Source organism: Methylocystis sp. WRRC1 (assembly GCF_020733155.1).
Taxonomy (GTDB): domain Bacteria; phylum Pseudomonadota; class Alphaproteobacteria; order Rhizobiales; family Beijerinckiaceae; genus Methylocystis.
Window position 1 is genome coordinate 107,310 of record NZ_JAJFZJ010000001.1, and the last position, 26,194, is coordinate 133,503.

Annotated in this window: 21 protein-coding genes, 2 tRNA genes and 1 pseudogene; 5 read left to right on the forward strand and 19 right to left on the reverse strand. The window is 59.5% G+C overall.

What is annotated here, in order from left to right:
- Positions 1 to 676: 676 nt before the first annotated feature.
- From LG047_RS00520 to LG047_RS00530, 3 genes are all read right to left on the reverse strand, one after another.
- The gene (locus LG047_RS00520) at positions 677 to 958 is read right to left on the reverse strand and encodes a hypothetical protein (RefSeq protein ID WP_227964431.1); all 282 of its coding nucleotides are present in this window, start codon (positions 956 to 958) and stop codon (positions 677 to 679) included.
- Complete coding sequence (locus LG047_RS00525) at positions 955 to 1,449, reverse strand: DUF5681 domain-containing protein (protein WP_051134340.1); 495 nt, start codon at positions 1,447 to 1,449, stop codon at positions 955 to 957. Before LG047_RS00525 ends, LG047_RS00520 begins: the two co-directional genes overlap by 4 nt.
- 273 nt (positions 1,450 to 1,722) lie before the next feature.
- A complete protein-coding gene (locus LG047_RS00530) occupies positions 1,723 to 5,061 on the reverse strand; it encodes a glycosyltransferase (RefSeq protein WP_227964434.1) in 3,339 nt (1,112 codons plus the stop codon).
- A gap of 1,465 nt (positions 5,062 to 6,526) precedes the next feature.
- Between LG047_RS00530 and LG047_RS00535 the strand changes: the two genes are divergently transcribed.
- Positions 6,527 to 9,841 carry a glycosyltransferase gene (locus LG047_RS00535; protein ID WP_227964436.1) on the forward strand — a complete coding sequence of 1,105 codons (3,315 nt, stop codon included), beginning with the start codon at positions 6,527 to 6,529 and terminating at the stop codon, positions 9,839 to 9,841.
- Between the two features lie 674 nt (positions 9,842 to 10,515).
- Entirely contained in the window at positions 10,516 to 11,502 is a 987-nt protein-coding gene (locus LG047_RS00540; protein ID WP_227964439.1) for a hypothetical protein, read from the forward strand.
- A gap of 113 nt (positions 11,503 to 11,615) precedes the next feature.
- Here the strand turns inward: LG047_RS00540 and LG047_RS00545 are convergent.
- From LG047_RS00545 to LG047_RS00575, 7 genes are all read right to left on the reverse strand, one after another.
- Positions 11,616 to 12,766 (reverse strand): IS3 family transposase gene (locus tag LG047_RS00545; protein WP_370634952.1). Its coding sequence is split into 2 segments (ribosomal slippage): positions 11,616 to 12,505 and positions 12,505 to 12,766, totalling 1,152 coding nucleotides; the frame shifts between segments, so codons are not numbered across the junction.
- 512 nt (positions 12,767 to 13,278) lie between these two features.
- Positions 13,279 to 13,665: a hypothetical protein gene (locus tag LG047_RS00550; RefSeq protein ID WP_227964445.1), complete on the reverse strand. Its 387-nt coding sequence runs from the start codon at positions 13,663 to 13,665 to the stop codon at positions 13,279 to 13,281.
- A complete protein-coding gene (locus LG047_RS00555) occupies positions 13,649 to 15,250 on the reverse strand; it encodes an IS66 family transposase (protein ID WP_227964447.1) in 1,602 nt (533 codons plus the stop codon). The genes LG047_RS00550 and LG047_RS00555 overlap by 17 nt, the downstream gene beginning before the upstream one ends.
- 72 nt (positions 15,251 to 15,322) lie before the next feature.
- Complete coding sequence (gene tnpB / locus LG047_RS00560) at positions 15,323 to 15,670, reverse strand: IS66 family insertion sequence element accessory protein TnpB (protein WP_227964450.1); 348 nt, start codon at positions 15,668 to 15,670, stop codon at positions 15,323 to 15,325.
- Entirely contained in the window at positions 15,667 to 16,038 is a 372-nt protein-coding gene (locus tag LG047_RS00565) for a transposase (RefSeq protein ID WP_227964452.1), read from the reverse strand. Before LG047_RS00565 ends, tnpB begins: the two co-directional genes overlap by 4 nt.
- 52 nt (positions 16,039 to 16,090) lie before the next feature.
- Positions 16,091 to 17,344 carry a hypothetical protein gene (locus tag LG047_RS00570; RefSeq protein WP_227964455.1) on the reverse strand — a complete coding sequence of 418 codons (1,254 nt, stop codon included), beginning with the start codon at positions 17,342 to 17,344 and terminating at the stop codon, positions 16,091 to 16,093.
- 93 nt (positions 17,345 to 17,437) lie between these two features.
- On the reverse strand, positions 17,438 to 17,671 hold the full coding sequence (locus LG047_RS00575) for an IS3 family transposase (protein WP_227964457.1): 234 nt from the start codon (positions 17,669 to 17,671) through the stop codon (positions 17,438 to 17,440).
- Between the two features lie 158 nt (positions 17,672 to 17,829).
- Here LG047_RS00575 and LG047_RS00580 point away from each other — a divergent pair.
- A pseudogene (locus LG047_RS00580) lies at positions 17,830 to 18,045 on the forward strand (transposase); the annotation flags it as partial.
- A 289-nt stretch (positions 18,046 to 18,334) separates the two neighbouring features.
- Here the strand turns inward: LG047_RS00580 and LG047_RS00585 are convergent.
- The 8 genes from LG047_RS00585 to ubiG form a co-directional block, all read right to left on the reverse strand.
- Positions 18,335 to 18,670, reverse strand: a complete 336-nt coding sequence (locus LG047_RS00585) for a hypothetical protein (protein WP_227964460.1) — start codon at positions 18,668 to 18,670, stop codon at positions 18,335 to 18,337.
- A 155-nt stretch (positions 18,671 to 18,825) separates the two neighbouring features.
- Positions 18,826 to 18,901 (reverse strand) — tRNA-Thr (locus tag LG047_RS00590).
- Between the two features lie 37 nt (positions 18,902 to 18,938).
- Positions 18,939 to 19,775, reverse strand: a complete 837-nt coding sequence (gene rlmB, locus LG047_RS00595) for a 23S rRNA (guanosine(2251)-2'-O)-methyltransferase RlmB (protein ID WP_227964462.1) — start codon at positions 19,773 to 19,775, stop codon at positions 18,939 to 18,941.
- Positions 19,772 to 20,638, reverse strand: a complete 867-nt coding sequence (locus LG047_RS00600) for a 4-(cytidine 5'-diphospho)-2-C-methyl-D-erythritol kinase (RefSeq protein WP_227964464.1) — start codon at positions 20,636 to 20,638, stop codon at positions 19,772 to 19,774. Before LG047_RS00600 ends, rlmB begins: the two co-directional genes overlap by 4 nt.
- 41 nt (positions 20,639 to 20,679) lie before the next feature.
- Positions 20,680 to 20,754: transfer RNA gene (locus tag LG047_RS00605), tRNA-Gly, on the reverse strand.
- Positions 20,755 to 20,914: 160 nt separating this feature from the next.
- A complete protein-coding gene (locus tag LG047_RS00610; protein ID WP_192815573.1) occupies positions 20,915 to 21,082 on the reverse strand; it encodes a hypothetical protein in 168 nt (55 codons plus the stop codon).
- Between the two features lie 549 nt (positions 21,083 to 21,631).
- The gene (locus LG047_RS00615) at positions 21,632 to 22,318 is read right to left on the reverse strand and encodes an invasion associated locus B family protein (RefSeq protein WP_227964467.1); all 687 of its coding nucleotides are present in this window, start codon (positions 22,316 to 22,318) and stop codon (positions 21,632 to 21,634) included.
- Between the two features lie 50 nt (positions 22,319 to 22,368).
- Positions 22,369 to 23,142 (reverse strand): bifunctional 2-polyprenyl-6-hydroxyphenol methylase/3-demethylubiquinol 3-O-methyltransferase UbiG, encoded by a 774-nt coding sequence (ubiG, locus tag LG047_RS00620; protein WP_227964470.1) that lies wholly within the window; start codon positions 23,140 to 23,142, stop codon positions 22,369 to 22,371.
- Positions 23,143 to 23,322: 180 nt separating this feature from the next.
- Here ubiG and LG047_RS00625 point away from each other — a divergent pair, with 180 nt between their 5' ends.
- Positions 23,323 to 24,555, forward strand: a complete 1,233-nt coding sequence (locus tag LG047_RS00625) for an aspartate kinase (RefSeq protein WP_227964472.1) — start codon at positions 23,323 to 23,325, stop codon at positions 24,553 to 24,555.
- Between the two features lie 91 nt (positions 24,556 to 24,646).
- Entirely contained in the window at positions 24,647 to 25,078 is a 432-nt protein-coding gene (locus LG047_RS00630) for a hypothetical protein (protein WP_227964475.1), read from the forward strand.
- Between the two features lie 39 nt (positions 25,079 to 25,117).
- On the opposite strand, the gene LG047_RS00635 is transcribed toward LG047_RS00630, so the two are convergent.
- Positions 25,118 to 26,122, reverse strand: a complete 1,005-nt coding sequence (locus LG047_RS00635) for a DUF4424 family protein (protein WP_227964477.1) — start codon at positions 26,120 to 26,122, stop codon at positions 25,118 to 25,120.
- Positions 26,123 to 26,194 lie beyond the last annotated feature (72 nt).

Below are 26,194 nucleotides of genomic sequence, written 5' to 3' on the forward strand. Positions count from 1 at the left end.
ACGCCGCCGCTCCGCCGCCCCCGGCCGCAGTTGTCAGGATGAGTTTTAAGCTTGGCTTTCCGCTCAATTTGAGCGGAAAATTCAGCGCCCCTATGTTTTCCGGGCCTTTCCGGGCGATGGGCTGTCTACCATCCGGATTCCTGTCTCGGTCTTGGCCAGAAGCGCCGCCGTCGGGCTGCGCCGCTGTCCCTGCTAGGTCTTGTCCTTTCCGGCCAATTTGGCCGGAAGGCCAAGCTCTGCCAACTTGGCAGAACTAGGTCTTGGCCTTCCCGCCAAATTGGCGGGAAAATTCTCGACCCCTACGTTTTCCGGGCCTTTCCGGGCGACAGTTTGTTTGCAATCCCGATTCCTGTCTCGGGCTTGGCCGGCATTCGCGCATTTCCGCCGGCCGGCGAGGGGATTGGTTCGGCTGGCGTCGGTTCGGCGGCTGGCGTCGGCGGGCGTCGGTTCGGGCGTTCGGCGCGGGCGCGGACAAGCCGCCGGGAGCGGTCCGCCGGAGCCCGAAACGCCGTCGAAACGACGCCGCCAGCGTTACTTTCCGCGCGGCCGCCGACGCGCAATGAGCGCAACACCCTGCAAACACTGGCGTTTTGCCGGCCTGCACATTGTCCTACAGACAGTGTGCGCGCTTCGGGAAGTCCGTGGCGGGAATTTCGCGCCGCGTCGGCGGGAGCCTTCAGCCGTGCGCCGCGTCGGCGTGCGGTTCGGCCGTCGCCGCGTCCGTATCGCCTTCTGGCCCGTCATCGCCCGCCCCGTCATCGCCCGCCCGGGCCGCCAGAAGCCCCGCCGACGCGTCCGGCGGCTGTCTGGGCAGTTCTCGGGCCGCCGTCAAGCCGTCAAGCCGCTCCAGCGCCGCCCGCAGGCCCGCCATGCCGCGCCCGATCCGAATGCCGCCGGGCGTCGGCGGCCCCACGCGCTCCAGCCGCTGAATCCGCCGCGCGAGCGCCCGCAATTTCACGCTGAACGCTCCGCCTCAAGCTGGGCTATTCTTTCCTCCAGTCGTTGCATGGCGTCGATTTCGAGGTAACGCCCTGTCAGCGCCGCCATTGCGGAGCCCTCGGAAGGCGACAGCACGCCCGCAGCGGTCGCGTGAAGAATGCGCGCCAACGCTTCAAGCGCGTCGGTGACGCAGCGAATGCGCGGCAACGCAACTTTAATCAGCCGCTCGCGGGGCAACAGCCGATCCAGTAACAACCGTTGCGCGCCTACGTCGCCGCTCTTCGCTGCATCGATTGTCGCCTGAAGGATCGCCTTCGCGTCGCCGTCCAGCATCCGCTTGAGCGGCGACATGCGCGCGCTGTAAGTGCCGCGCGGCCTGCCGCGCCGATTGCCGCACTCGCCCTTTTTCCAGCGTCCGCGCCGTTGTTTCGTTGAATTAGTCGCGGGCGTTAAATCCGGCGTTTGGCGCTCGCCGGGAATTTCGCCTCTGATTTCCTCGATTCCGAGCATTTGCCACCTGATATGTGTTTGTTTCCCGAGGGTGAATGTTATAACATTCTATCGGTCCGACCAAGTTTTACACGGGCGCCATGGACGTGCGGCGCAGGCCCGCCTCATCAATCTTTTCAGCGCGGCGTCGCCGGCAGGCCCATTCGGAAACGTCCAGATATGCGTCAGAATCCTTGCTTCATACCGACTTGCACTGAAGCAGAGCGGTTCTGATAGGGCGCGGGACACTATCAGACTCTTGACGGTCGCGCCTGGCCGTGGCGCGTTTCAGATTCAGGTCGGACAGCGTGTCCCGGCGCCGCGGCGAAAGCGACGCCTCGGGTCATCCGAAAGCGCATAGTCGATACGGGCTCTCGACAGCTCGATATTGTAATACGGATCATTCTCGATATATTTGCGCCACCTGCTAGTGAAGAGCGTCACCTCCGCCGGATTTTGCATCGTGCGCTTCGCCGAGGCGCTCTCGAAGTGGGTCAGCGAAGCATAAGGCGTATAGACGATCCGGTAGCCGCACTCCAGGATCCGCAGGCACAAGTCCGTATCGTTGAAATCAACTGCGAGGCTCTCGTCGAAGCCGCCCGCCAGCGCCATGACGCTCTTGCGCGTCGCGAAGCAGGCGCCGGTGACGGCGGAATAATTTCGTATCAGATGGGTAAATCCGTTGTAGCCGACGAAATCGCCCGGGAATCCATGATAGGGGTGCGCCGCGCCGCTGTTCACGCCAAGAACCATGCCGACATGCTGGATGGTTCCGTCGGCATGCAACAGCCTCGCGCCAACACCGCCAATATTTTCATCCTGCGCGAATTCCATCAACACGGTCAGCCACCCGTCGTCCAACACCTCCATGTCGTCGTTCAATATGACAATATGCTCAGTCCGCGCACACCGAACGGAGAAATTCGCCTTGGCGGAGTAATTGAACGGAACGATTGACCCGGTGAAATTCTCGACTCGGACACCGAGGTTTGCAAAGCGCTCGCGCTGTTCCAACGAAAGGCGCGAGTTATCAACCACTATGATCTCGTAATCCGGGTATGCCGTATTCGCCAGGATCGAATCTACGAAGTTGTCGATGAGCCGAATACGCCCGCGGTTCGGCAGATCAATTTCGCCATTGTTGGTGAGGATCAGGAGCGTTACGGCGGCGTCCTCCCGTAGCGGGCGACGCATGCGGAAGGTCCCCGGCAGCAGCCCCTTTTCGACGCGGGCGCGCGTTCCATATTTGATCTGCGCGTGCTCGGTCAGGGCCCGGAATCCCGCCTCAAGCGCATAAGGTTTGGCGTCGACCACGGCGGCTGCGGAACCCGGTATCGCGCGCCACTTATAGACAACCTTCTGAATGTGATGGATCCGCTCCGTCGCTCGGGAAACCCGAAGCATTAGGTCAAAATCCTGCGCGCCGTCATATTCGGACCGGAAGCCGCCAAGCTCGAAGAACAGTTGCTTGCGAACCACGAGCATGTGGAGCACGTACATGACGGACTCGAGATGTTCCGGCGACCAGTCAGGTTTCAGGAAGTGGTCGATTAGATTGCCGTTTTCATCGATCTTCTCTTCATCCGTATAGATGCAGTCGAGCAGGGCGTTTTTGTTCAAAGCCCGCACGACCTCCATCAGTGCGTCCGGCAGGATTACGTCGTCGTTATCGAGCAAAATGAGGAATTGGCCGGTCGCGAATTCAGCAGCCGCGTTGGAGGCGTTGGAAATTCCCGTGTTGACCTCGAGCCGTCGAATTCTTATCCGGGGGTCGCGGCCACGGAAGGATTCAAGCTCCGCAACGGTTTCCGGGTTCGTGGAACCGTCGTCGCAAAGGCACAGTTCCCAGAATGGGTAGTTTTGCGAGCGGACCGAGTCGATGCACTGACGAAGATATGAGGGGGAAACATTATAAACCGGCACAATGATCGAAAAACGGGGCCGATATACCAGCTTCGATAGCTCATCGCGGGTTTCATACGACATTGGGCGGCAGGCTGTCGGCAGCCCCACGTCGCGAGAAGCGCCGAGATATCGCGCGAACTTCGGCTCGACAGCGCTCGCTTCCGCGTTCAGCTGAAGGTCCATCAGACGCGCCCGAATGATCTCGCCGATCGCCTTCGGTGAAAATTCCTGCACGCGCGCTATCGCCGCTTCACGACGCTGAGCCCGCCCACGGTCTGCGAAAGCTTGTTTCATCTGGTCGACGAGGGAGTCGAAATTCGGCTCCGCCCAGACATATCCGGGCAGATAAGGGCCGGCTTGCGTCTCGATCTCGACGAGGCGATAATCGACAGCGTAGCCAGTAGATTCGGAGAAGAACTCTGTATTACCAGAATAGTTTGTAGCCACCACGTCCTTGCCGAGCGCCATGAACTCAGCGATGTTGAGACCATAGCCCTCGCTTCTGTGCGCAGAGACGAGGCAGTCCGACGCCTCTCGGAGCATTTCCATTTCGTGCTCGGATAAGCGCGCGACAATCAGAGTGGCGTTGGGGATGTCTTCCATCTCTTTGCGGAGATCGTGGAGAAGATCGCGGTCGACATTGCCTGGCAAGTGAAGCTTGACGACGAGGAACGCCTGCTCGACCTCCGAAAAGGCTGCGCGAAAGGCATTGATCACGGAATCGGGGTTTTTTCGCGCCGACGTGCTGCCGACGTCGAACACGGTGAGAAAGACGAATTTGTCGCGCGGGATCGCGAAACGTCTCCTTGCGTCGTCGCGGGACGTCGCGGAAATCTGCGGCGTTACGATCGGGATTGGAACCTTGGCAACCGGCACTGGCGCGATGGCCGAGATCGACTCGGCGACGAAGGAACTATAGGTCCATACTTCATCCACGGCGCCAAAACAGGCGTACCAATCTGGCCGAAAGGCAGCCAGCTCCCATGCCCATTGCGTGATGTTGTAATAGTGATCGAAATATCCCGCCGGATACATACGAACCAGGTTCTCGATCTGATCAGCGTTGGCAAGAATGAGATTGACCCGATATTTTCCAGGTCTTTTTCTCTCGGCGGGCGTTATGCGAGGAGCGCCCCTGGACACGTCGAAGATATGCAGGTCGTATGGAACGCCGCTCGTTCTGATAGCGGCGAGCAGGTTTCGTGCGGCGGCCCCCAAACCGCTGATCGCGGCGAAGGGGCCGTAAATATTGATGCCGAAGGGCTTTTGCAGAACTTTTTCGAGGGAGGCCTCGCGCTCCGCGAACAGGCGAACGCCGGGACCATATCGACCTTCGCGGCGTCCGGCGGCGATCCAATGTTGCCGGCAGCGTTCATGATCGAAACCGAATATTCTGGCAAGATCGTCGTAAATTAAAGAATACTCGACGGAGTCGAAATCCCATGTCACGACATCGTAGTCTGGCTCGCTGCGAACGGGCGCACTCTCGTAAAGTTGATCCTCGCATATTGTCGGCTGCTCGTGCCTGCGCTCCGCCTCTCCGTTGGCCAGCCAATGCGCCCGACCGCTTTGGACGACGCCGCGCTCGAGAGCCTGCGCGACATCCGGATTGCACAGCAAATACAATTCCTCATCGAATGAATCATCGCAGTCTACGGGACGTTGCACGTCGGCCGGCGCCGATTTAGCATCTAGCGCGCCGACGTCGTCGTCCGCGGTTACGCTCACGTCTGGCTCCCGGGTCTGCGCCTGACGCACGTCCGTTTCGGATAGATTTGATCCAGATTCCGGCAAAGCAACTGGCACGGCGGCGTCATCCTCCTCTTGCGACTCTTACAATCTCAGTTTCAATCGAAGCAACTACACCCCATCAAATGCCGATGGCTCTGATCCAAATTTCTGACTCTAGTAATGGCATCCCAGGAACCCTTGCGAGAAATGACGATTTACCCGCCCGCTATTCAAACTATCCGGCGTCGGCCGACGAAAGCAGATATTCGCAAAATTTCATGCACGATGGAGATTAAGAGCAAAACCCATTCATTGGCTTTCTCCGGCTACATAAGCGTCACGGTTAATGCCGTGCACGAATATGCACAAGCATCGCTATTGTAACGGTTGAGGTTACATACATTCCCGATGAGAGAACGTCGCCTTTCATTGGCAGCGTCTTTATCCGAGCTACTCAAAAAATACAAATGATAAGGTGGCTATCGACAAGTCTATTAACTGATTGTGGAAGTGGTGCGTCAGCGGCGATGCGTCACTATGCATGCGACAAATTCGCGTTTTTCCTAACCGGGAGGACAAAGCGCACTTCGCACACGGAGGAACGAGATGGATCACGCCTTGAAGCGCGCGTTTTCCACTATCATGAGCAAATTGGAAAAGGCTCTACTTACGGCGGGAACCAACGTCCTAGGCGACGCGCGGACAAAAAGCGCCCGGCGCGCGGCCGCGCCATCTGGCAGGCCAGGCCTGCTTGATTCCTGTGATCCGCCATCGCGACAAATCGACCGGAGACTGGTGCAGGGTAATTCGCGTCAGCCGGACTGGGCCGGCCACCAGATGCAGGAATGCGACTCGATGAGATGTACCGTTTCAACCGCTACTTCGCCTTGGCTAAACAATAAAAGAGTTCCGTTGCCCTGGCGTAATAGCAGCAGGTACCGGACGCTTTTTAGCGGCCCATCGTCGGAAGTTGCAGTTCTAAGCTGTTAAGCTCACGATAAGGAAGTGTGCCAATCGATGAGTATGAGGGTTTAATTCACACGAAACTGTCTCAGCCATGGACCGCGCAAGTGATCCGGGAATATATCCACAGTCCGGAACTCCAGCCCGCCCAACTGGAGCAGCTGAACCTGTGGCTTTGATATTACGCAGCCGCCTGTAGGCAACCAAAAAATCGCGCGCGCGTCAGGGACCGCGCAGGGGCTATGAGTGGCTCACATCATAAAGCCCCGAGCATTGCCTGGAGATACTTACTGTGATTGGGCAAGGGATCGATGGGCAACATCCGGGGCCGGGGACAAATTTCCGCATGAGACTCCGAAGATGTGACCGCGCTCACGAACCGTCGCAGAGACCTTGAAACCGTCGTGACGGGAGCGCGCCGTCCAGACCCAGCAGGGCTGTTGCAACGCGAAAGCGTTTTGGTTATCTTGTATACATACAATGGGATTGGGCGACTCCAATGAAACTTAGTGCGTTATTCAGAACTGTAAATCCTCGCGAACAACACATACGTGAATTGAAAAATCTCTTTCTTAATTCGGCCCTGTTCGATCCAGATTGGTATTTGACAGCTTATCCTGATGTCAGGGCGAGCGGTCTAGAGCCGATTGAGCATTTTTGTCGTCATGGAGATCGGGAATTAAGGAGTCCGTCTCCGACATTCAATAGCGCTGCATATGCAGCTGCCTTTTCCGATTTGGAAGGGATGGGCGCGCTGGAGCATTTTATGAAAAAAGGTGACGACTTCGACGGTCTAATCCGAAAGACAGATCCGCTCCCGGTAGAAATCGATTTGCAAAAAACAGCCCCGATCAAAAAAACACCGGACGAGATTATATCGGAGTTTTTCGATGGAAACTGGTATTTAAAGACATATGCAGACGTCCGCGCCTCCGAAATCGAGCCTCTAAGCCATTTCATTTCTTCCGGACTAAAAGAGGGGCGCGACCCCGGCCCGGGGTTTTCGAGTTCGCTGTACTCTATGATGTATGCCGAGTTGATGGATGCGAACGAGTCGGCGTTCGCGCATTACGTAAAAAAAGGACACGCGCTCGGCCTGAAGCCACCGGCGGCGAATCAATATCCGGCGTGGCGAGAGCTTTTTGAGCGGATCGACGAATCCGATCTCGACCTGATGCGTGATCACGCTCGCCGTATGCGCTTCAGGTCGATTACCATCGTGCATATCTTCGATGCGCTGGCTTGCGAGAACGCCAGGCACATTTTTGCGTCGTGGCGCGATCTGGCCCTGCAAAATATCAGGGCGCTGGTTTTTTTCGGTAATGATGCCAGCCGCCAGGCGCAGGCAATCGTGAGGCCGTTGATCGAAAAGCATGGTTTTGCCGTCTTGGGAGATCAAGCTCAGTTGTCTTCCCTGAGCGACCCTGTGCTGATTGTTCAGGGGGCGGCGATTCTCGCTCCCCATTCGTCCTACCTCATGTTAGAAGCGATCAGCCATGGCGACATCGATTTCGTTTACGGCGATCATGATTGCTGGCGAGAAGGCGAGAAACAGCTTTCTCCGCACATGAAGCCGGCGTATTCGCCGACGTTGCTGCGCAATAGTTTTTATGTCGGGCCGGCGGTTTTATGTAGCACAGATGCGCTCAAGCGGAACCAAATTTCCGCCATTATAAAAGATTTGCAGGATGGATCGGCCGATGCGTTGGCGAATGCGCTTCTTCATTCACCGCGTAAACGGGTGGCTCACGTGCCTTTCGTGCTATGCAGCCTGAACGAAAAGTCGTCGCTTCCCAGAGTCAATGTCGCAAACGCCGCGTCGTCTGCTTCCAAATCGCTGCCCCGCGTCAGCATCATCATTCTGACACGCGACAAAATCGACCTGCTGCGAAACTGCCTTGACAGCATTTTTGCCAAGTCGACCTATCCTCGGGAGTTGCTTGAGTTCATTGTTGTCGACAATGATTCGACGACTCCCGCTGCCAAGCCATATTTTTCGGAACTACGATGGGGGTGCGGGATCAAAGTCATTCCCGCACCCTGCGCGTTCAACTTTGCTTATCTCAACAATCTGGCGGCAAAGCAGGCGACCGGCGAAGTTCTGATTCTTCTCAACAATGATACTGTCGTTATTGCTGAAGACTGGATCGAAAAAATTGTTGAGCACTGTATCCAACCGGATGTCGGTGCAGTTGGTTGCCGATTGCTTTACCCCGACGACACTATTCAACATGCGGGTTGTGTTCTCGGCGTAGAGGGTTTGGCGGCGCATCGCCATGTCGGCAAATCGCCTGAAGATGTATCCGCGACCGATGTCACCCGGGAATTGACCGCCATCACGGGGGCCTGTTTGGGAGTCCGCAAAGAAGTATATGAAATGGTCGGCGGGTTGGACGAGACTCTCCGTGTTGCTTTCAATGATATCAAGTTTTGTATCGATTGCGCCACCGTCGGGTTGCGTAACGTCTATATCGCCGATTCGTTATTATATCATCTGGAATCCAAGTCGCGCGGATTCGATGTTACGCTCGCAAAGAAGGCGCTGCAACTTCGCGAGGCGATATACACGCGGCGTGCGGCAAGCGAATTTTTCCGCAACGATCCCTTTTACAGCCCCAATTTATCTCAAACTCAGATCGACGATCTTGCCTTTCCTCCGCGACGCGTGCGGCCGTGGGTTCTCGCGTCGAACGACCGGAGGAAACGAATCATGCTTGTGTCGATCACGCATGCAATCGGATCAGGCGTCGCCGTTGCGGTGTATGAGCAGGCTCGACGACTTGTCGCGAAGGGCTATGACGTCATTGTCGCGGGGCCGGCAAGTCGGCGGGATTTTGACTATTCCGAATGCCAGCGAATTATCGTTGATACGCCGCTTCTGGCTGCGGGCGTTGCGGTGCGCCAAAATGTGGATTGTGTGATCGTTCACACGCCGCCTTTTTTCAACGTCGTGCGATACCTGGGGCCGGCGCCCTTCGTATATTTCGTCGATTATGGTGAACCTAATTCTGACCTTTTCCCTGACAGAGTCGCTCGTGACGCGATCAATTGGGAGAAGCGTTTTTGTGCGCCCCTTGCAAAACGGATATTTGCGATTTCCGAGACGATAAAAAATCAGTCACTCGACTATGACGTTATCGTTGCGCGCATTGGCAATTCACACCTCGCGCAATGGACAGAGGAATTGCGAGAAAAGCGCGAGGCTGCACGTAAGGAACTCGGATGGGAAGGGAAATTTGTCGTCTTGAATATTTGCCGCTTCGGCACTGCGGAACGCCTTTATAAGGGCGTCGATAAATATATCGATGTCGCGGAGGAACTTTGGTTCAGACACGCCGATACCCACGGCAAAGTGTTATTCTGTCTCGCCGGTAAGGGGGACAAGCAGGATATCGAAGAGATCGAGCAACATGGGATTGCCGTTTTTGCCAATATCTCCGACAAGATGATGGAGTTGTTGCTGGCTGCCGCCGATTTCTACATGAATTTCTCCAAATGGGAGGGGTATAATTTGGGAATCGGACAGGCGTTGGCGATGGGCTTGCCCGTCATCGCCTCCGACATCGAGGCCCATCGCGAATTTCCCGTGGAAAGAACAAACGACGTCGCCGTTGCGGTCGAAAAACTCTACCCGTGGTTCCTGAAGGTCGAAAGCAAGTCAGATATCCGGCAGGCGCCTTACATTGAATCATGGGATAACTGGGCCGAGACGATTTGCTCTATGCTGGAAACCGATTTGTCCGAATCCCCGGCCGCGGCGCTAGCAAGACAGATTGGCCGGATTCCCGAAAGGCGGGTTGCTGGCGAGTCGTAGCCAACTTGGATCGAGATTGGCCAGAGGTGGATCATGAATCTCGTCGTCGGAGCGGCAAGTGAACGGTACCTCTCGAGCAAAAATTAGCAAGATGTTGACCGCGAAACGGCTGCCGCCATGAATTTCAGATGTTGCGCGATCGAATCGCATAAAAAGGTACTCGGTCATTCGGCGGGCCCCTATTTTGCGCTTCGACTTTATCGAACGACGTCGCGGCGGACTACGGACCCAAAAAGTACCGTGCAGCCCGCCTAGCCGGTTCTCAACCTGATCCTTTCCGATTCCGACGGTGGCATGGAGACGATGGGGTACGCGGGATGATGCGAGCGCAGTTAAATGAGGTGTCGTTTTGTAATCCCGGGGGATGAACGCAAAATCAGCCCGGACTTGCGTACTTCGGTAAATCCGACGACGTCAGACGCGGCCATAAAAACCGGCGGCGCGCGTCAGCATTGCGCGGGATGTGACCGGATCGTCCGAAGTCGCGCTCAGGCGTGACCGGCGCTCCGTGCTCCGCGCCAAATTTCGGCGGCGCCGACTGCCTTCCGTAGCATTCGCTTGTCTTAAACAAAGGGGTTAGGGTAGATTGCATTAGGCTAGGGGTGAGGATACTTGCGCGAAAGCGCCAGGGAATCAACTAAGGAACGGACGAATTTATGATACTCGAGCGAGGAATGTTTGCCAATCGGGATAAAAATATCATTTTGACTCAACTCGATTTCGCGCCGGAATCTGCTTACACGCTCATCATTAGCGGTGTCCAGCGTGGAGGTACTTCGATGGTTGCGGGGGTGGTGAGAGAATTGGGGATAGACATGGGTCCCACTGTCATCAACCATGAAGATCCAAATTTCATTGTCATGCAGAAGGATCCTTTACAGGAGTACGTTAATGAAAAAAATTTGAGGATGGGTCGCTGGGGGTTCAAATTACCTGGCGCTCACGTGAACCCGAAAATCCGGGAACTGAATCTGCGCAAGCCGATCTGGATGTTCGTGTTTCGCAACGCTGTGGCAAACATGGACAGTTTGCTGGTGCACGGAGAGCGGGATATTCCCACTGCTTTTTCGCGAATAGCTGATTATTACAATGGAATAATGCCGTATTTGAAAGACAAGAACGCAAATTTCATTCTCATCTCCTATGAACGAGCGGTGGCTGATCAGGAGGGCTTTGTCAAAGAGCTATGTGCGGCGCTCGATCTAGATGTCCGCGCCCAAAGCGTGAAGCGCGCCATCGAACAAATCACGGGGGATGGCGGTGGTTATCTGCCTTCAAGTAATGTCTATCATCGTATTCAACTTCTTGGACCCGCGAAATTGGATGCGGGCGATAATGCGGATTATGTCCAGCTTTTGAGGAATAAATCAGTTCTCAAGAATAATTTCGTGATCTCTTATTGCGACGATAAAGTGGGAAATAGTCAAGAATATGTTTTAGAACAGGAAGGCGAAAAGCCCGTGAACGTCTCGATAATTCTTGATTTTGGCGAAGGTTTTTCTGGCCTCGCGAAATATGAATATGTATTCGAAGGAGGGGCGACTCTCATCCGAGTGGAACATAACGGCGCAGTAAAGCGACTCGGCTTCGGGGCGCTCGGCGCGGATATTCCAAACACGATAAAGATATTGCGTTCTTGCCGTGTGTCGGTTTCTGGGTAGATTCCTTCGGCCTAGGAGCCGCCGCATCTGATGGAATGCAGTAGCGTGGGAGCTTTGGACGGATCGTTTCATATCTTGTGATCTGAGCTGCTGCCGGTTTCGTGGACGCCGAGTTAAGTTACTCCCACCTTCTTTTCGAACTCAACCGGGCTGACGTAGCCGATCGTCGAATGCCTGCGGACGGGGTTGTAGAACCGCTCGACGTAATCGAAGACGTCTGCCCGGGCGTCGTCACGCGTGCGGTAGAGTTTCTTCCCGATCCGCTCCGTCTTCAGTGAAGAGAAGAAGCTCTCCATCGCCGCATTGTCCCAGACATTGCCGGATCGGCTCATCGAGCAAACGACGCCATTGTCGGCCATGAGGCGCTGGAACTGCTCGCTCGTATATTGGCTGCCCCTGTCGGAGTGATGCAGCAAGGCGTCCGGCTTGCCGCGACGCCAGATCGCCATCATCAATGCATCCGCGACAAGACCAGCGGTCATCTCGGCTTTCATCGACCAGCCGACGACCCTTCGCGAGAACAGGTCGATGACTGCGGCGACGTAGAGCCAGCCTTCCGCCGTCCAAATATAGGTGAAGTCGGCGATCCACTTCTGGTTCGGCGCTTGCGCGGCGAACTGCCGGTCGAGAACATTCGGCGCGACGACCGCCGACCTTTGTCCGTCGTCCTTCGGCTGACCCCGGCGACGCGGTCGCGCCCGCAAGGCGTTTGCCCGCATCAACCGTTCGATCTTGTGCAGGCCGCAGGAGACGCCTTCGGCTAGAACGTCCCGCCAGACGCGGCGGGCGCCGTAGGTTCGGGCGCTGCCCACGAAGCTCGCGCGGATTTTCTTTGTCAGCTCCTCGTCCGCGACCGATCGGGCGCTCGGCCCGCGACGCAGCCAGGCGTGAAAGCCCGATCGGGACACGTCCAGCGCTTCGCAGAGCCACGCCACCGGCCAGACGCTCCGGTGCTTTGCGACGAAAGCGAACCTCATTTCGCTTCCCTCGCAAAGAAGGCTGCGGCCTTTTTTAGAATGTCGCGCTCCGCCCGCAGTTTGGCGACCTCACGGCGCAGCCTTTCGATCTCCAGTTGCTCCGGCTTCTGCTGGCCGTGTCCGGGGAAGGCCTGCACGGGATCCGTCGTCAGCTCCCGAACCCAGCGCCGCAACACGTTCTCATGCACATCCAGATCGCGGCAGGCCTGCGCGACGGTGACGCCGCGCTCCTTCACCAACCGAACCGCCTCGACCTTGAACTCCCGACTGAATATCCGTCTCGCCATAACAAACCTCCGGCCTCATGAAACACCGTTTCTCGGCGTCCACGAAACCGGCAGCAGCTCAATCCGGAGGAACCGATGAGATGGTTGATAACGATTTTTTGAGATCACCCGCCCGCCCGGGGTGGGAAATAAACTGATGAGGTGGATGCCCCCTCCGCCCAGGATCTTGCGACGCTGGGGGAGGGAGCATCGCCCCCATCAGTTCATCGCATTGCGCGAATGGGCCTATTCGACAGCATATCCGTCATCGGATCACGGCGCCGAGGCGTTGCCCAACTGGATGTACAGATACAACTGACATCGCCCGCACGGCGGGATAAAGCTCCACACGCGAATCAGCCACCTCGGCCCAACCGGAGACTACCTGTTGAGGCTCCGCATGCGATCTTACCTAGAAGATTATGACGCAGTGAGACTATGGGTGGAAATCACCGTGTCCCTTTTACACCGTAGCCGTCCGGCGTAGGCCGCAGGCGCTGCGTGCGGGATGATTGGCGGGTCGATCTGCCAATTTATACGGGATGCAGGAGTCCGTCGGATTTTAGAGTTTCGATGGCCTTGTGTAGATTTAGGCCGCGATAGACTCGGAACCACTCGCCGGTGTGGCGACGCCACTGAATGTCGAAGCGGTCGGGGCTGATCCAATCGAGGCGAGCGAAGGGCGCATCGAACTCTTCGCCCTGATTGTCGGGGAAGCCGGAACGGTAACGTTGGATGAGGCGATATTTGGCGCCGTGCCATTTGCCGAGAATATCGACCGGATAGTTGAACTCGGTCGGTTGGATCGAAGGCAGGAAGCGAGGCTTCAGGAAGTCATTGATCAACAGCTCGCAGGCGGCGGTGACGCGCGCTTTTTCGGCCTCGGAGAATGCGGCGTTCGGCTTAAGCAGCTTGCGCATGGCTCATATGCGCCTTCCGCCAATTCCATGGCAGCAGTTCATCGAGCCGATGCGCGGGGTGCGCGGCGATGCGGGCGAGGACGTCGGCGAGCCAGGTCTGCGGATCGACGCCGTTCATCTTCGCCGTGACGATGAGGCTGTACATCGCCGCGGCGCGTTGACCGCCGCGATCAGATCCGCAGAACAACCATGACTTTCTTCCCAAAGCGATGCCGCGCAGGCCGCGCTCGGCGGCATTGTTGGACAAGCAGACGCGCCCATCGTCGAGGAACAGCGTGAAGGCCGGCCAGCGCTTCAGCATGTAATGGATCGCCTTGGCGAGATCGTGCCCGCGCGAGAGTTTGGCGAGTTGTTCGCGCAGATAGCTTTCCAGCGCGTCGACGAGCGGGCGGCTCGACGCCTGTCGAACGACGAGGCGTTCCTCCGCGCTCTTGCCTTTGATCGACCGCTCGATCGCAAACAGCGCGTCGATCCGACGAACGACCTCGATCGCGATCGGCGACAGCGGTATCTCCTTCTTGCCCGAAGCCTTGCGCCGCGCATTCTCGTCGATGTCCGCCATTGCGAAGAACGGGCGCCTCGCATGGACCCAGCACGCGGCCTCGCGGATCGGGCCGGGCGCGCGCCCTGCCAGATAGAGCTTGCCGTAGCCGTCATAGGCGTCGGCTTGCAGGATGCCGGACCAGTTCGCCAGATGGCCCTGTGGATGTTCGCCGCGCCGATCGCGCGAGTAATAGAACATCGCCGCCGGCGGCCCGGCGCCGCCGAAGGGCGCGTCGTCGCGCACATAGACCCAGCAGCGGCCTGTGTCGGTCTTGCCCTTGGCCAGCACAGGAACCGTGGTGTCGTCCCCGTGCAGCCGCTCGGCTGCGAGGACATGCGCCTCGACAAGACGCCGCAGCGGATCGAGCGCGGCGCAGATGGAGCCGACGGCGTCGGCCATGGTCGACAAGGCGATCGGCGCGCCTTCGAGCGCATAGCGCTCGGCTTGACGGTTCAGTGGTTGATGCTGGCCAAACTTCTCGAAGGCGATCATCGCCAAGAGGCTCGGCCCCGCCCAGCCGCGCGCAACGACATGGAACGGCGCCGGCGCCTGGGTGATCTTCTCGCAGTCCCGGCAGGTGAACTTCTCCCGCACGGTCTCGATGACCTTCCACTGGCGCGGCGTCGTCTCCAGCGTCCGCGTCACATCCTCGCCGAGCTTGCGCAGGCGCGAACCACCGCAGCAGGCGCAGGTCGTCGGCGCCTCGACGACCACGCGCTCGCGCGGCAGATGCTCAGGAAAAGTGTTGCGCTCCGGCCGCTTGCGCTCGAAGCCGGCGACGGTGGTCGTCTTTGCGACGGCGCGCTCCGCAGCGAGTTCGTCCTCGGTCGCGCTCGCTTCCAGCTCTTCGAGTTCGAGCGACAACTGATCGAGCAGCCGCGCCGAGCGCTCCGACTTTTGCCCGTAGATCTGGCGCTGCAATTTGGCGATCTGGAGCTTTTGCGCGGCGATCAGCGCCATGTCTTCCGACGCCTTCGCGAGCGCGACGGCGAACTGCGCTTTCAGCGCGGCGTTTTCGTCGAGAAGGGCGGCTGCGTCCATGAGGCGAAGTGAATCACAAAACCCGCGATTTGTGGCGCCTCAAACAGCAGACGACCCCAGCTTTTTTGCGTCTCACCCCGCGCTTTGCGGCCTGAAGGTGAGTTGCGGGTTTCGCCAGTCGATCCCTTCCAGCATATAGGCCATCTGCCCGGCCGAGATCGACACCGCGCCCGCGCTCGCCGAGGGCCAGATGAACTTTCCGCGGTCGAGCCGCTTGGCGTAAAGCGACAGCCCGATCCCGTCGTGCCAGAGGATTTTCGCGAGATCGCCGCGGCGACCCCGGAAAATGTAAAGGTCGCCCGCGTGAGGGTCGCGCTTCAACTGCTCCTGCACCTGAAGCGCCAGGCCCCGCATGCCCCGCCGCATGTCGGTATGGCCGGTCGCGATCCAGACCCGGCAGCCCGCCGGCAACGGGATCATCGGCGCAGCGCCTTCACGACCCGCGACAGCGCGGCTGTCTCGACATCGGCCCACACAATGATCCGATCACCGTCGGCGAGCACGATCTCCATCTGGCCGGTCGACCCTGGAGCGGAATACTCCGCCGTCGCGTCCGGCGTGATCGTCACCGGCAGGATCGGCGCGCGTCCCTGCGGCGCAGCCAGATCGAGGCCGAACTGCCGGCGCCAGGTGAAGAGCTGGTTGGCGTTGAGGTCGTAGCGTCGTGCGACCTCGGCGATCGAAGCGCCGTCCTCGAGGCTCTCGCCGACGATCCGGCGCTTCTCATCGAGAGCCCATGATCGGCGCTTGCGACGGAGAGCCGGCGGATCGTCATCGTTGCGCGACATCGGCGATAGTGTCCGCTTGTAATAGTAGTGGACACGATCATCGCGCCAGCCGTCACCCAGCTATCCCGAAATCCGAGCTCACCGCCAGGCGGCCGCCGACGGAGGGATACTTTACACCGGTCAATTCGTCGAATAGACTTCCAATGTCAATCGCTAGGCTCCCGCCCTTCGCGATGACGTCCTGGCACATCATCTTACCGATGGGACCACCGCCCACCACGACGACCTCGCGGTCGAAATGAATTCCAGCCCACTCTTCCCGATACCATTTCAATAGAGCGGGGACGCCGTGTATCATGTTCGATGACTCGTGTGGAATTTGGAAGAATTTTGCGCAGCTGATTTGCTTCGCCCGCAGCGTCTCCCCGACGTCGTAGGGCCCGACCATCGACACCGAGCGTGCGCCGCGTAAGGCGTTGAGTAGGACGTGGGTCTGAAATCGATGAAAGTTGTTCTGAACGAGTTTGCTTTCAGCATGCGAGGCGCAAGCCTTCCAAGCGTCGATGTCGCCAACAAAGCCGCGAAACTTTCCCTCGCGAAGCAGCCTCTCCAGTCGCCTCCCGTCGGCCAGCCCGATGGCGTCGGCGTTAGCGGTGGCCTTGATCAAACCCTTGGCCATGGTCGCAAAGGCATCAGTGGACAATTCCTCACCCCAGATGAGCGAGCATGCGTCTTTGGTCGCGCCCAAGCGGAAAGCGTCATTGTTCTGATAGCCGCCGATAATATTGCCCTCACCGTCGCCAAGTCTGATTAGGTACGCGCCTCGCCCATTCTCGCCTGAATCAATCAATGCCGTCAGAGTCTTTGCGAGCCGTCCAGGCGAGGCGATCGTCTCGAACAATTGGCGATTACGACGATAGAACTTTGCGGCCTGTGACAGTGGCTCCCAATGTCGGTCGCGAGAGAATAGCATTTTTTTTGATACGCTGATCTCGACTTCTTCGGCACCAACTGAGATGGCGGCTAGGTAGAGATCGTCATACAGGCCGTGAATATCGCCATTTGCGAAGTGCTCAGGCTTGAGCATCGCAAAGATCTGTTGTTCATTGGCGCCCGTCATGCGCACCGCCTCGCAAAGACGGCGCGCGATTGGCGTCGCCGTAGGGAGCTGCCGGAGACCCTCGATGCACTTTTCCAGATATTTCCTTTTGTCGCCCTCCGCTTTGATGAGGTCGAGACGAAACACATGGCCGGCCGCGTTGTTGGGATCAACTTGCAATAGATTGTCAGATATACTTATGGCTTCAGAACGTGAGATGGCTTGATTGGAAAGGCGCTCGCGCAATTTGAGGAAGTCCCAGGCCATAACTCGTTACCCTCGCTTTGTGGCGCGATCAGCTGTCCGCACTGACCTTGCTCTCGTACAGCGTCTCCGTTGGCTGAGAGATTATGCGGCGAGCTATTTATCGTCGCCAAGCCATTTTTTCTCGAAGGCCATCGGGCTGAGATAACCCCGCGTCGAGTGAAGCCTTCCGTGATTGTAAGACCGTAACCAATCGATCACCTCGCCTTTTACCTCGCGGCGGGTCACAAAACGCACTCCGTGCAGTCGCTCGACGTTCAACGAACCGAAGACCGTTTCGTTCACGGCGTCATTCCAGCAGTCGCCGTTCCGGCCGATGGAGCCACACATGCCGAAGGTCGAGAGTTGCTTCTGGAAATCGCCGCTGGTGTATTAGCTTCGTCGATCCGAGTTGCTCCGAGAGCTGGCCCCGGAATTTCGGACAGTAGCTTGAGTGGATTTTCTGCCTGATGGCGTCGAGGATTCTCGGCGGGAATCAGGAGCATTCGATGACGAAGCGAAGCCGCCGGACGCCTTCTCCGGCGTTCAAGGCGAAAGTGGCTTTGGCCGCGATCAAGAGTGAGAAGACGGTGGCCGAACTGGCGCAGCAGTTCGACGTCCACCCCAACCGGATCACGACGTGGAACAGCCAGTTGCTCGAAGGCGCGGCGGGCGTGTTTGGGCTGGAGAAGACGGAGCCGAATGAAGCCGCCGTCGATTTGAAGGCGCCAATCGAGGCCGGACCGAGCGTCATGTTGCGCGACACGCCGCCGAACCTGTAGCGGAAGCTGAAGGACTTCGCGCCGGACGGGCGCATGACGACGCGAAGGCCGGACTCGACGGGCAGCTCGTAAGACCCGACGCGAGACGATAGCTTGGCGATGCGCGCATCGGTCAGCGACGTGGACTTCGCGGGAGATTGGGCGGGCATTGGCGGGCGTCCTTTCGAAAAGTAGCGGCGGCGGCGCTGCGCCGGCGGATCGGGCGGGCTCGCGCGCGGCGTAACGGCGGCGATTAAGTTGCAAGCCCTGAATTGGCTGATGGCGGCCGGCGCGGCGCGTCGCTGCACATTGTCTGGCGGACAGCGCGCAATTTCTGAACGGTCTTCTCCACGAAGCTCTCGCCGCCGTCCATGACGAGCGCCGGCAAGCCGCCGCGCTGCGCCTTCGCCCGCGCCCATGAGAAGGCGAGACAGCGCGACCAGCTCCAGCCGTGCGACGCCATAAGGCGAAGCTGACGATGGGCGTCGGACATGATGGCGGCGCGATCGAATGCGCCGGCGGGCGTGAGAAGGGGGCGGCGGGCCGCGAGTGACGCGCCGGCGGGAGGGATGGTTTTGGGCGTGAGCAAGATCAATCCTTTCGAGATTGATCGGTCCGCCGAATGCGCGTCGCGAGGGGCTGTGAAGGGCTTCCGAAAATTCCGAGTGTTACGTCAGTGCATACATCAGCTCGGATTTACTTCGGATCAGCGGCCAAAAAACCAACCTAACTCGTTGATTTTGTTGGTGCCGGTTGAGGGATTCGAACCCCCGACCTACTGATTACAAATCAGTTGCTCTACCAGCTGAGCTAAACCGGCGTCTGCGCTCTTCTAATCGTCCAAGGGCGCTGCAAGGTCAATCCTGCATCGCAATACGCAGCCGAAAATGCGCGACGCTCAGCGCCGCGGCGCAGGCGTTGGAGACGTTGAGGCTCTTGATCGGACCGGGAAGGTCCAGACGGGCGATCGCGTCGCAGCGCTCGCGCGTGAGCCGGCGCAGGCCCTTTCCCTCGGCGCCGAGGACCAAAGCCAGCGGCTTCGGCAGCGCGATCGTCTCCAGCGGTTCGGCGCCCTCAGAATCCAGCCCGACGACGCCATAGCCGGCCCCGCGCAACTCGTCGAGCGCGCGGGCGAGGTTGACCACGGAGACAATCGTCACATGCTCCAGCGCGCCGGACGCCGCCTTGGCGAGCACGCCGGTGAACTCGGGGCTGTGCCGCTCCGTAACGATCAGCGCGTCGACTCCGAAGGCGCAGGCGGTGCGCAGAATGGCGCCGACATTGTGCGGATCGGTGATCTGGTCGAGCGCGAGGACGATCCCGCTTTTCGGCTCGATATCGCCGACGCCGGCTTCCGGCAGGGGGCGCGCCTCGAGCAGCAGGCCTTGATGCACGGCCTCGTCGCCGAGATGGCGCGAGAGGTCGCGCGCATCGACAACACGCGGCTCGACGCCGGCCTCCCGGGCGAGGTCGGCGATTCGGGGCAGGGCGGTCTCGGTGGCGTAGAGCGTCAGCAGCTTGCGGCGGCGCGCCTTCAGCGCCTCACGAACCGCATGGGCGCCGTAGATCGTCACCACCTCCGGCGAGGGGCCGCGAAACGGAACGCGCGAGGGGTCTCCTCGCGGTCGATCCCGGACGGGCCCCGGGCGTTCGCGGCGCGGCTGGCGGTCCTTTGGCGGCGGGCGACGGCTCATCGCAGCGCCGCCGTCTTCACCCACCATTCGGGGTGCTGGGCGCGAATCGCGCGGGCGGCTCGCGCCGCGGCCCCTGGCGCAGCGAAAAGCGCGAAGCAGGTGGCGCCGGAGCCCGACATGCGCGCCAGCTTGCAGCCGCGCGCCGCGCGCAGCACGGCGAGCACATCGACGATGACAGGCGCCTGGAGGCAGGCGGCGTCTTCGAGGTCGTTGCGGCCTTTGGCGAGAGTTGTCCACAGCGCCTCGGCCGAAGCGCCGCACGCAATTTCAGGATGTGCAGCGCCGCCGAGTCGCTCCCCGGGCTGCAGGCCCAGGCGGGCGAAGACGGGGCGTGTCTCCACCGGGACGCCGGGATTGATGAGCACCGCCGGCAATAGCGGCAGTCGAAGAGCCTCGCCGAGCGATTCGCCGGCGCCGCGCATCATGCGAGCCCGCGCGCCAAGGCAGACGGGCACATCGGCGCCGGTGGCGCGGGCGGCGTCATGCAGCCGGGGATCGTCGGGGGCAAGGCCATTGGCGCGGGCGAGAAGTCGCAGCGCGGCCGCCGCGTCCGATGAGCCGCCGCCGATTCCGGCCGCTACGGGCAGCCGCTTTTCGAGACGAAAGGCGCCGAGCGTCAGGCCGTCGATTCGGGCAGCGAGATTGCGGGCGGCGCGAAGGACCAGATTGTCGTCGCCGCCGCCGGCGGCGGGGGCGGTCGGACCGGAAATGTCGAGCGAGAGCTCTGGGCCGGGTACGAGCGCCAGCGTGTCTCCCGCGCCGGTGAAAGCGACGAGGCTTTCAAGCTCATGATAGCCGTCGCCCCGACGGCCGAGAATGTGAAGAGTGAGATTTATCTTCGCGGGGCAGCGCGCAACCAGCATTAAACCCCGACCTCCGCTTTGGGTTATCGCGGAGCTTCATTTGGAGCGGGCGAAGGGATTCGAACCCTCGACCCCAACCTTGGCAAGGTTGTGCTCTACCCCTGAGCTACACCCGCATCCGTTTGCGACGTCGTGTGTCCGTCGCGGCGTCCTTATGGCTCAAACCGATTTGGTTTGCAACAGCCTTCGGCGCTTTTTTTCAAACGAGTTCAGCGCCGTCAAAAAACAGCAACGTCCCGGGAGGGACGGCTCCCGGGACGTCGCTGTCAACCAGGATCAGTTGATCATACGAGCCGTGGAGCCCGTGTTGCCGGTGATGTTGGCGCTGTCCGGCGAAATCCACTCCGGCACCCAGGTCAACGCGACAACGACGAAGGCCGCGAAGCCCGCGACGTAGAGCAGGATTTTGCCGAGCTCGGCCGCACCGTGAACATTGTGAGCCATGTGTTCCTCCCTTTGCTTTTTTGCTGAACACAGCCCGGCTTTCGTAGCCCAGCGCTCAAAATAACGCAAATAAAAAATCGCTAATTGCGCCAAATTGTCCTGATATTTTTTGATCTGGTCTCATATTTATTCTGAAATATAAATAAACTGGACTTATTATGCTGAACAGCAAAAGCATTATATGAATTTATATACCATAAAATACGTATAAGTATTCCGCCGTCATGGAACGGCAGAGCACAAATACGAAAATAATACGGGCGACGCCGGCGGACAGCTTGGCCTCTGCCACGCCGCCGTCGCTCTCCATGATAGCAACAGGGGGAAGCCATCGTGGATGTACGGGAAATGCCGGTAAGAGCCATGATCCTCAAGGACCACTGGCGCTCAGATCGATGGTAATTTGTTTGGTCTTATGAAATTTATACTGACTGGTCCGAAGATTTGGCTGCGCGCAAGACCACTGAATGCGCGGATTGATCGCGCATTGGTCCTGCGAGCGGAAGCTTGACCGGGGAGAATCGAATCGTAAAGGCGACGTGATCGCGCCTATTTACACTCCTGCGCCACGCGAGCGAGGGCGTCGGAAAGGCCCTTGAGGGAGTAGGTGTCGGTCGTAGAAGTGCCTTTGGCCGAGGAGGCCTTTACGACGAGCTTCGAGCCGCCGCGCAACGCGCCGACAAACTCTTTTTCTTTCGATTGGTCCTTGATCCAGGCGTTGTTGCCCTTCGTGATCAGCTCCCAGCCGTCGCCGTCGATGTCGGCGGAGGCTGCGGAGCCGTCCTTGGTGGCGTAGCCGAGATCGATCGCAACTTCGTTGCGGACTCCTTCGCCGGGTCGGGTGGATATGAAGATGTGTGCAGCCGTGTCCTTGAGCTTGGCTTTCGGCTGCCGCTCTTTGGGTTGACCGAGGGCGTAGCAGGTCTTGTCCTTGCTGCCTTCCGCCGCATAGGCGCCCCAATCGCCATAGGAGCCGAGCTGTTCGGGCTTGGCGGCGCCCTTGTCGCCCGATTTGTCAGCCTTGCCGTTCTTACCCTTCTTGTCTTTCTTGTCGGTCTTATCCTTGGACGCGTCGGTTGCGGCTTCCTCGGTCTGCGCGGGCGCAGCCTTGGATTTGGACTCGGTCTTCGATTTCGCGAAAGCCGGGTGCGGCGCCGTGGAAAGGCTCGCGCAGGCCGCGAAGACCGCGGCGAGGGCGAAAAGGGAAAAGCGGTAGGACGACGATTCGTTGCGCATCGGCCGGAAGTTTACTGTTGACCTCCAGCGTGAACAAGACGCTTCGCGCGTCACCCCTCCTTTTTGGCGGCCATCAGGTAATTGACGTCCGTGTCGTGGCTCTTTCGCCAGCTTCGCGTGAGCGGCTGGAAGCTCATGCCCGCGCGGTCGATCTCCCGCATTCCGGCGCGGCGCAGCCAGGCGGACAATTCGTCCGGACGGATGAACTTGTTGTGGTCATGCGTGCCTTTTGGCACCCAGCCGAGCACATATTCCGCCCCGAGAATGGCGAACACGTAACTCTTCATCGTCCGGTCGATGGTGGCGAGGAACAACAGGCCGCCCGGCCGCACCAGCCGTCCCAGCATACCGATGAATTCCGCGGGGCCTTCGACATGCTCGATCACTTCCAGCGCGGCGACGGCGTCAAACTGCTCGCCCGTTTCGGCGAGCGCCTCGGCGGTGATGTTGCGATAGTCGATGTCCAGGCCGGATTTCTCGGCGTGACGGCTCGCGACGGCGATATTGTTCGGGGCCGGGTCGATTCCCGTCACCCGGGCGCCGAGCTCCGCCAGCGATTCGCTGAGGATCCCGCCGCCGCAGCCGATGTCGGCGATGCGCACGCCTTCGAGGGGCCGCTCGCCGGATTCATTCAGGGCCTTCGGATCATTGAGCAGGAGCCGGCGAATGTGGTCGCGGATGTAGGTCACGCGGATGGGGTTGATGTCATGCAAAATCCCCATCTTTCCGGACTTGTCCCACCACAGCTCGCCGAGGCGGTTGAACCGCGCGACATCCTCGGGATTGACGCTGGCGGAGTGGGGGGACGACGCCTCTGTAGACACGGGAACCTCTTCGAGAGCGGGAGTTTCAACTGCCCGTATAGGATAGGGCGGGCGCCGCCGTTGACAGGGGCGCGGGCGCGGTCACATATACGCCCGCTTTCAACGAATGGCGAATGACGATTAGGGCTTCTCCTCGTCAATCGCCATGCGTAATTCGCCTCCCCGTTTGTAGCGGTTCACATGTCACGCCTGGTCATGAAATTCGGCGGCACGTCCGTCGCCAATGTCGAGCGCATCCACAATGTGGCGCGCCATGTGAAGCGCGAGGTCGAGGCCGGGCGCCAGGTCGCCGTCGTCGTTTCCGCCATGGCCGGCAAGACCAATGAGCTGGTCGCCTCGTGCAAGGAGGCGTCCCCGCTCTACGACCAGCGCGAATATGACGCCGTGGTCGCCTCGGGCGAGCAGGTGACTGCGGGACTTCTCGCCATCGCCCTTCAGAAGATCGGGATACCCGCGCGCTCCTGGCAGGGCTGGCAGACGCCGATCTGCACCAACGGGACGCATGGCTCGGCGCGCATCGAATCGATCGACGGCGCCGGGATCATCGACGGATTCTCGCGCGGCGAGGTCGCCGTGGTCGCCGGCTTCCAGGGCGTCCACAAGGAGACCGGCCGCATCACCACGCTCGGCCGCGGCGGCTCGGACACGAGCGCCGTGGCGCTTGCGGCGGCCATCCACGCCGACCGCTGCGACATTTATACGGACGTCGACGGCGTCTACACGACCGACCCCCGCGTGGTGCCGAAGGCGCGTCGAATGGACCGCGTGGCCTTCGAGGAAATGCTGGAGATGGCGTCGCTCGGCGCCAAGGTTTTGCAGGTTCGCTCGGTCGAGGTGGCGATGGTGCACAAGGTGCCGACCTATGTGCGCTCCAGCTTCGACGATCCCGACAACCCGGGCGAGGGGACGCTGATCTGCAACGAGGAGGATATTGTGGAAGCCCAGGTCGTCACAGGCATCGCCTTCTCGCGCGACGAGGCGCAGATCACATTGCGCCGCGTGGCCGACAAGCCCGGCGTCGCCGCCGCAGTCTTCATGCCGCTAGCCGAGGCGGGCATCAACGTCGACATGATCGTGCAGGTGGTCTCGGAGGACGGTATGACCGACATGACCTTCACTGTCGGCACGGCGGATTACGAACGCGCCTTCGCCATCCTCGAGAAGATCAAGGACGACATCGGCTTTTCCAGCATGGCGGGCGAGAAGGAAGTCGCCAAGGTTTCCGCCATCGGCATCGGCATGCGCAGCCATGCCGGCGTCGCCGCCCGCGCCTTCCGCGCGCTGTCGGAAAAGGGCGTGAACATCCGCGCGATCACTACCTCGGAAATCAAATTCTCCGTGCTGATCGACGAAGCCTATACCGAACTCGCCGTGCGCACGCTGCACACGCTTTATGGGCTGGACGCGGCTTAGTTAACATTAATTAACGTGGGCGATGGTTGAAGTCGTCGCCAGCTCTCACATGTAACCGCTCCAGAGAGGCTCTCTCCTGGAGGGTTGCCACATGGAAGAGTTAGCAAGGCGCGTTGTAGACACGACGACGCTTGAACCAGCAGTAGCCAAGGCCGCAATCGGCCACGTGCTGCTGTTTCTCAGAGACGAGGTTCCCGGCGGTCACGTCGGTGAATTCATCGACAAGACGCCGCTTGCGCAGGAGTTCGTCATAGCGGCGCGCGCTTCCGGCGACGGCGGCGTGACTCAGGTAATCGAGGGCCTGACGAGCTTCATGGGCCGCGGCCGGGCCGACCTCAACATCCTCATCGGAAAGCTGGAAAATCTCGGTCTCAAGGATGCGCAGATTGAAGGGCTGATCAAAGAGATCGTCGCGCGTTCCGATGTCCTCATCGGCGCAGAGGGCGCGGCAAAAATCCGGGAAATCCTGCCCGCGATGAGCGAGCGAATGCCCACAATGGAAGAGATGCGGCGCAGCGCCTGACCACGGTGACGCGGAAACTGACGCGGCCGAAGGGCCGCGTCAGTTCCTGTTCCACCAGTCTATGATCAGAATGTCGAGGTCGCGGTCGGGCGTGAAATTTTTGCGGCGCACCTCGAAGCGTGTGGGCGAAATTTTCTTCACGCCGTCCATGCAAAAACTTACAAGCGAGTCAGCTTTACCCTTGTCGACGACAAGCCGGAAATCGCCTATTGGGCCTTTCCAGTTTGCGCCGGTCTTCAACACATAGCCAAGCCAGACCTCCGAATAGGCGCCCATATCCGTGCGCTTTGTCTTTTCGATGCGGTCGAAGCTCGCGAGCCACTCCTTGTCGATGCAATATCTGCTCAGCGTCTGGTTGAATTCTTTTTCGAGTTCCTTGTCCTTGCGCCGCCACGCGTCGAGATTGCCGCCGACGCTGCCGCCCGCGAGCGGCTTGTATTCATGCTCCACCGTCACGGTCGCATTCGCCGGGAAGGTTTGATGTCGCGTGATAGTGGTGCGCAGAGACCAGTTCGCCACCCAATTGGGATATTCCTCGGAGCCCGTGTTTTCCATGAGGCCATCGGCGACAAGTTTCGCGACTTCCGCTTTCGGGACTTTTTTCAGCGCGTCCTCGAAATCCTTCGCGAGGCGATTGAGCGGAAGTTTCAGCGCCGTCAGTCGCGCGCTGAGGTCCTTGTCCTTGAAGATCGCCTGCTCGACGGTTTCGAAGTCGATCGGCTTTCCATCAATCTTCGTCTTGAATTTTATGCCGCCTTTTTCGCTCCAGTAGCTGGTGTTTTCCGCGTCGGTCGGGGGAATGTCGGGCAGGGGGAAGGCGACGAGCGTTTCGATCGGCGCGTCGCTTTTGTTGGTGAAGCGATATTTCACGCGCACGAGGTCGCGCGAGATGAACAGGTCTTCGCTGTCCATCGAAATCGAATCGGATTTGACGAGAGTGAAACCACCTACCGCCGTCTCCGCCTCCGAGTCATTGGCGCAGGCAGGTTGGGCGCCGACGAGAGCGAAGAAAATGGCGAATGTCGTATAACATTGAGGTCGCATTGCCTGTTTCCAGATAATTCCGGCGAGGACAGTCGCCGCGATCACTTATAGCTTACCGGACGTAGGGACCGG

Coding starts and splice junctions, on each gene's coding strand:
- LG047_RS00635 (WP_227964477.1), bottom strand. CDS start 26,122: ATGCGACCTCAATGTTATACGACATTCGCCATTTTCTTCGCTCTCGTC.
- LG047_RS00600 (WP_227964464.1), bottom strand. CDS start 20,638: ATGCTGGTTGCGCGCTGCCCCGCGAAGATAAATCTCACTCTTCACATT.
- LG047_RS00625 (WP_227964472.1), top strand. CDS start 23,323: ATGTCACGCCTGGTCATGAAATTCGGCGGCACGTCCGTCGCCAATGTC.
- LG047_RS00570 (WP_227964455.1), bottom strand. CDS start 17,344: ATGGCCTGGGACTTCCTCAAATTGCGCGAGCGCCTTTCCAATCAAGCC.
- LG047_RS00535 (WP_227964436.1), top strand. CDS start 6,527: ATGAAACTTAGTGCGTTATTCAGAACTGTAAATCCTCGCGAACAACAC.
- LG047_RS00630 (WP_227964475.1), top strand. CDS start 24,647: ATGGAAGAGTTAGCAAGGCGCGTTGTAGACACGACGACGCTTGAACCA.
- tnpB (WP_227964450.1), bottom strand. CDS start 15,670: ATGATCCCGTTGCCGGCGGGCTGCCGGGTCTGGATCGCGACCGGCCAT.
- LG047_RS00615 (WP_227964467.1), bottom strand. CDS start 22,318: ATGCGCAACGAATCGTCGTCCTACCGCTTTTCCCTTTTCGCCCTCGCC.
- LG047_RS00565 (WP_227964452.1), bottom strand. CDS start 16,038: ATGTCGCGCAACGATGACGATCCGCCGGCTCTCCGTCGCAAGCGCCGA.
- LG047_RS00575 (WP_227964457.1), bottom strand. CDS start 17,671: ATGTGTGGCTCCATCGGCCGGAACGGCGACTGCTGGAATGACGCCGTG.
- LG047_RS00540 (WP_227964439.1), top strand. CDS start 10,516: ATGTTTGCCAATCGGGATAAAAATATCATTTTGACTCAACTCGATTTC.
- LG047_RS00555 (WP_227964447.1), bottom strand. CDS start 15,250: ATGGACGCAGCCGCCCTTCTCGACGAAAACGCCGCGCTGAAAGCGCAG.
- LG047_RS00550 (WP_227964445.1), bottom strand. CDS start 13,665: ATGCGCAAGCTGCTTAAGCCGAACGCCGCATTCTCCGAGGCCGAAAAA.
- LG047_RS00610 (WP_192815573.1), bottom strand. CDS start 21,082: ATGGCTCACAATGTTCACGGTGCGGCCGAGCTCGGCAAAATCCTGCTC.
- rlmB (WP_227964462.1), bottom strand. CDS start 19,775: ATGAGCCGTCGCCCGCCGCCAAAGGACCGCCAGCCGCGCCGCGAACGC.
- LG047_RS00525 (WP_051134340.1), bottom strand. CDS start 1,449: ATGCTCGGAATCGAGGAAATCAGAGGCGAAATTCCCGGCGAGCGCCAA.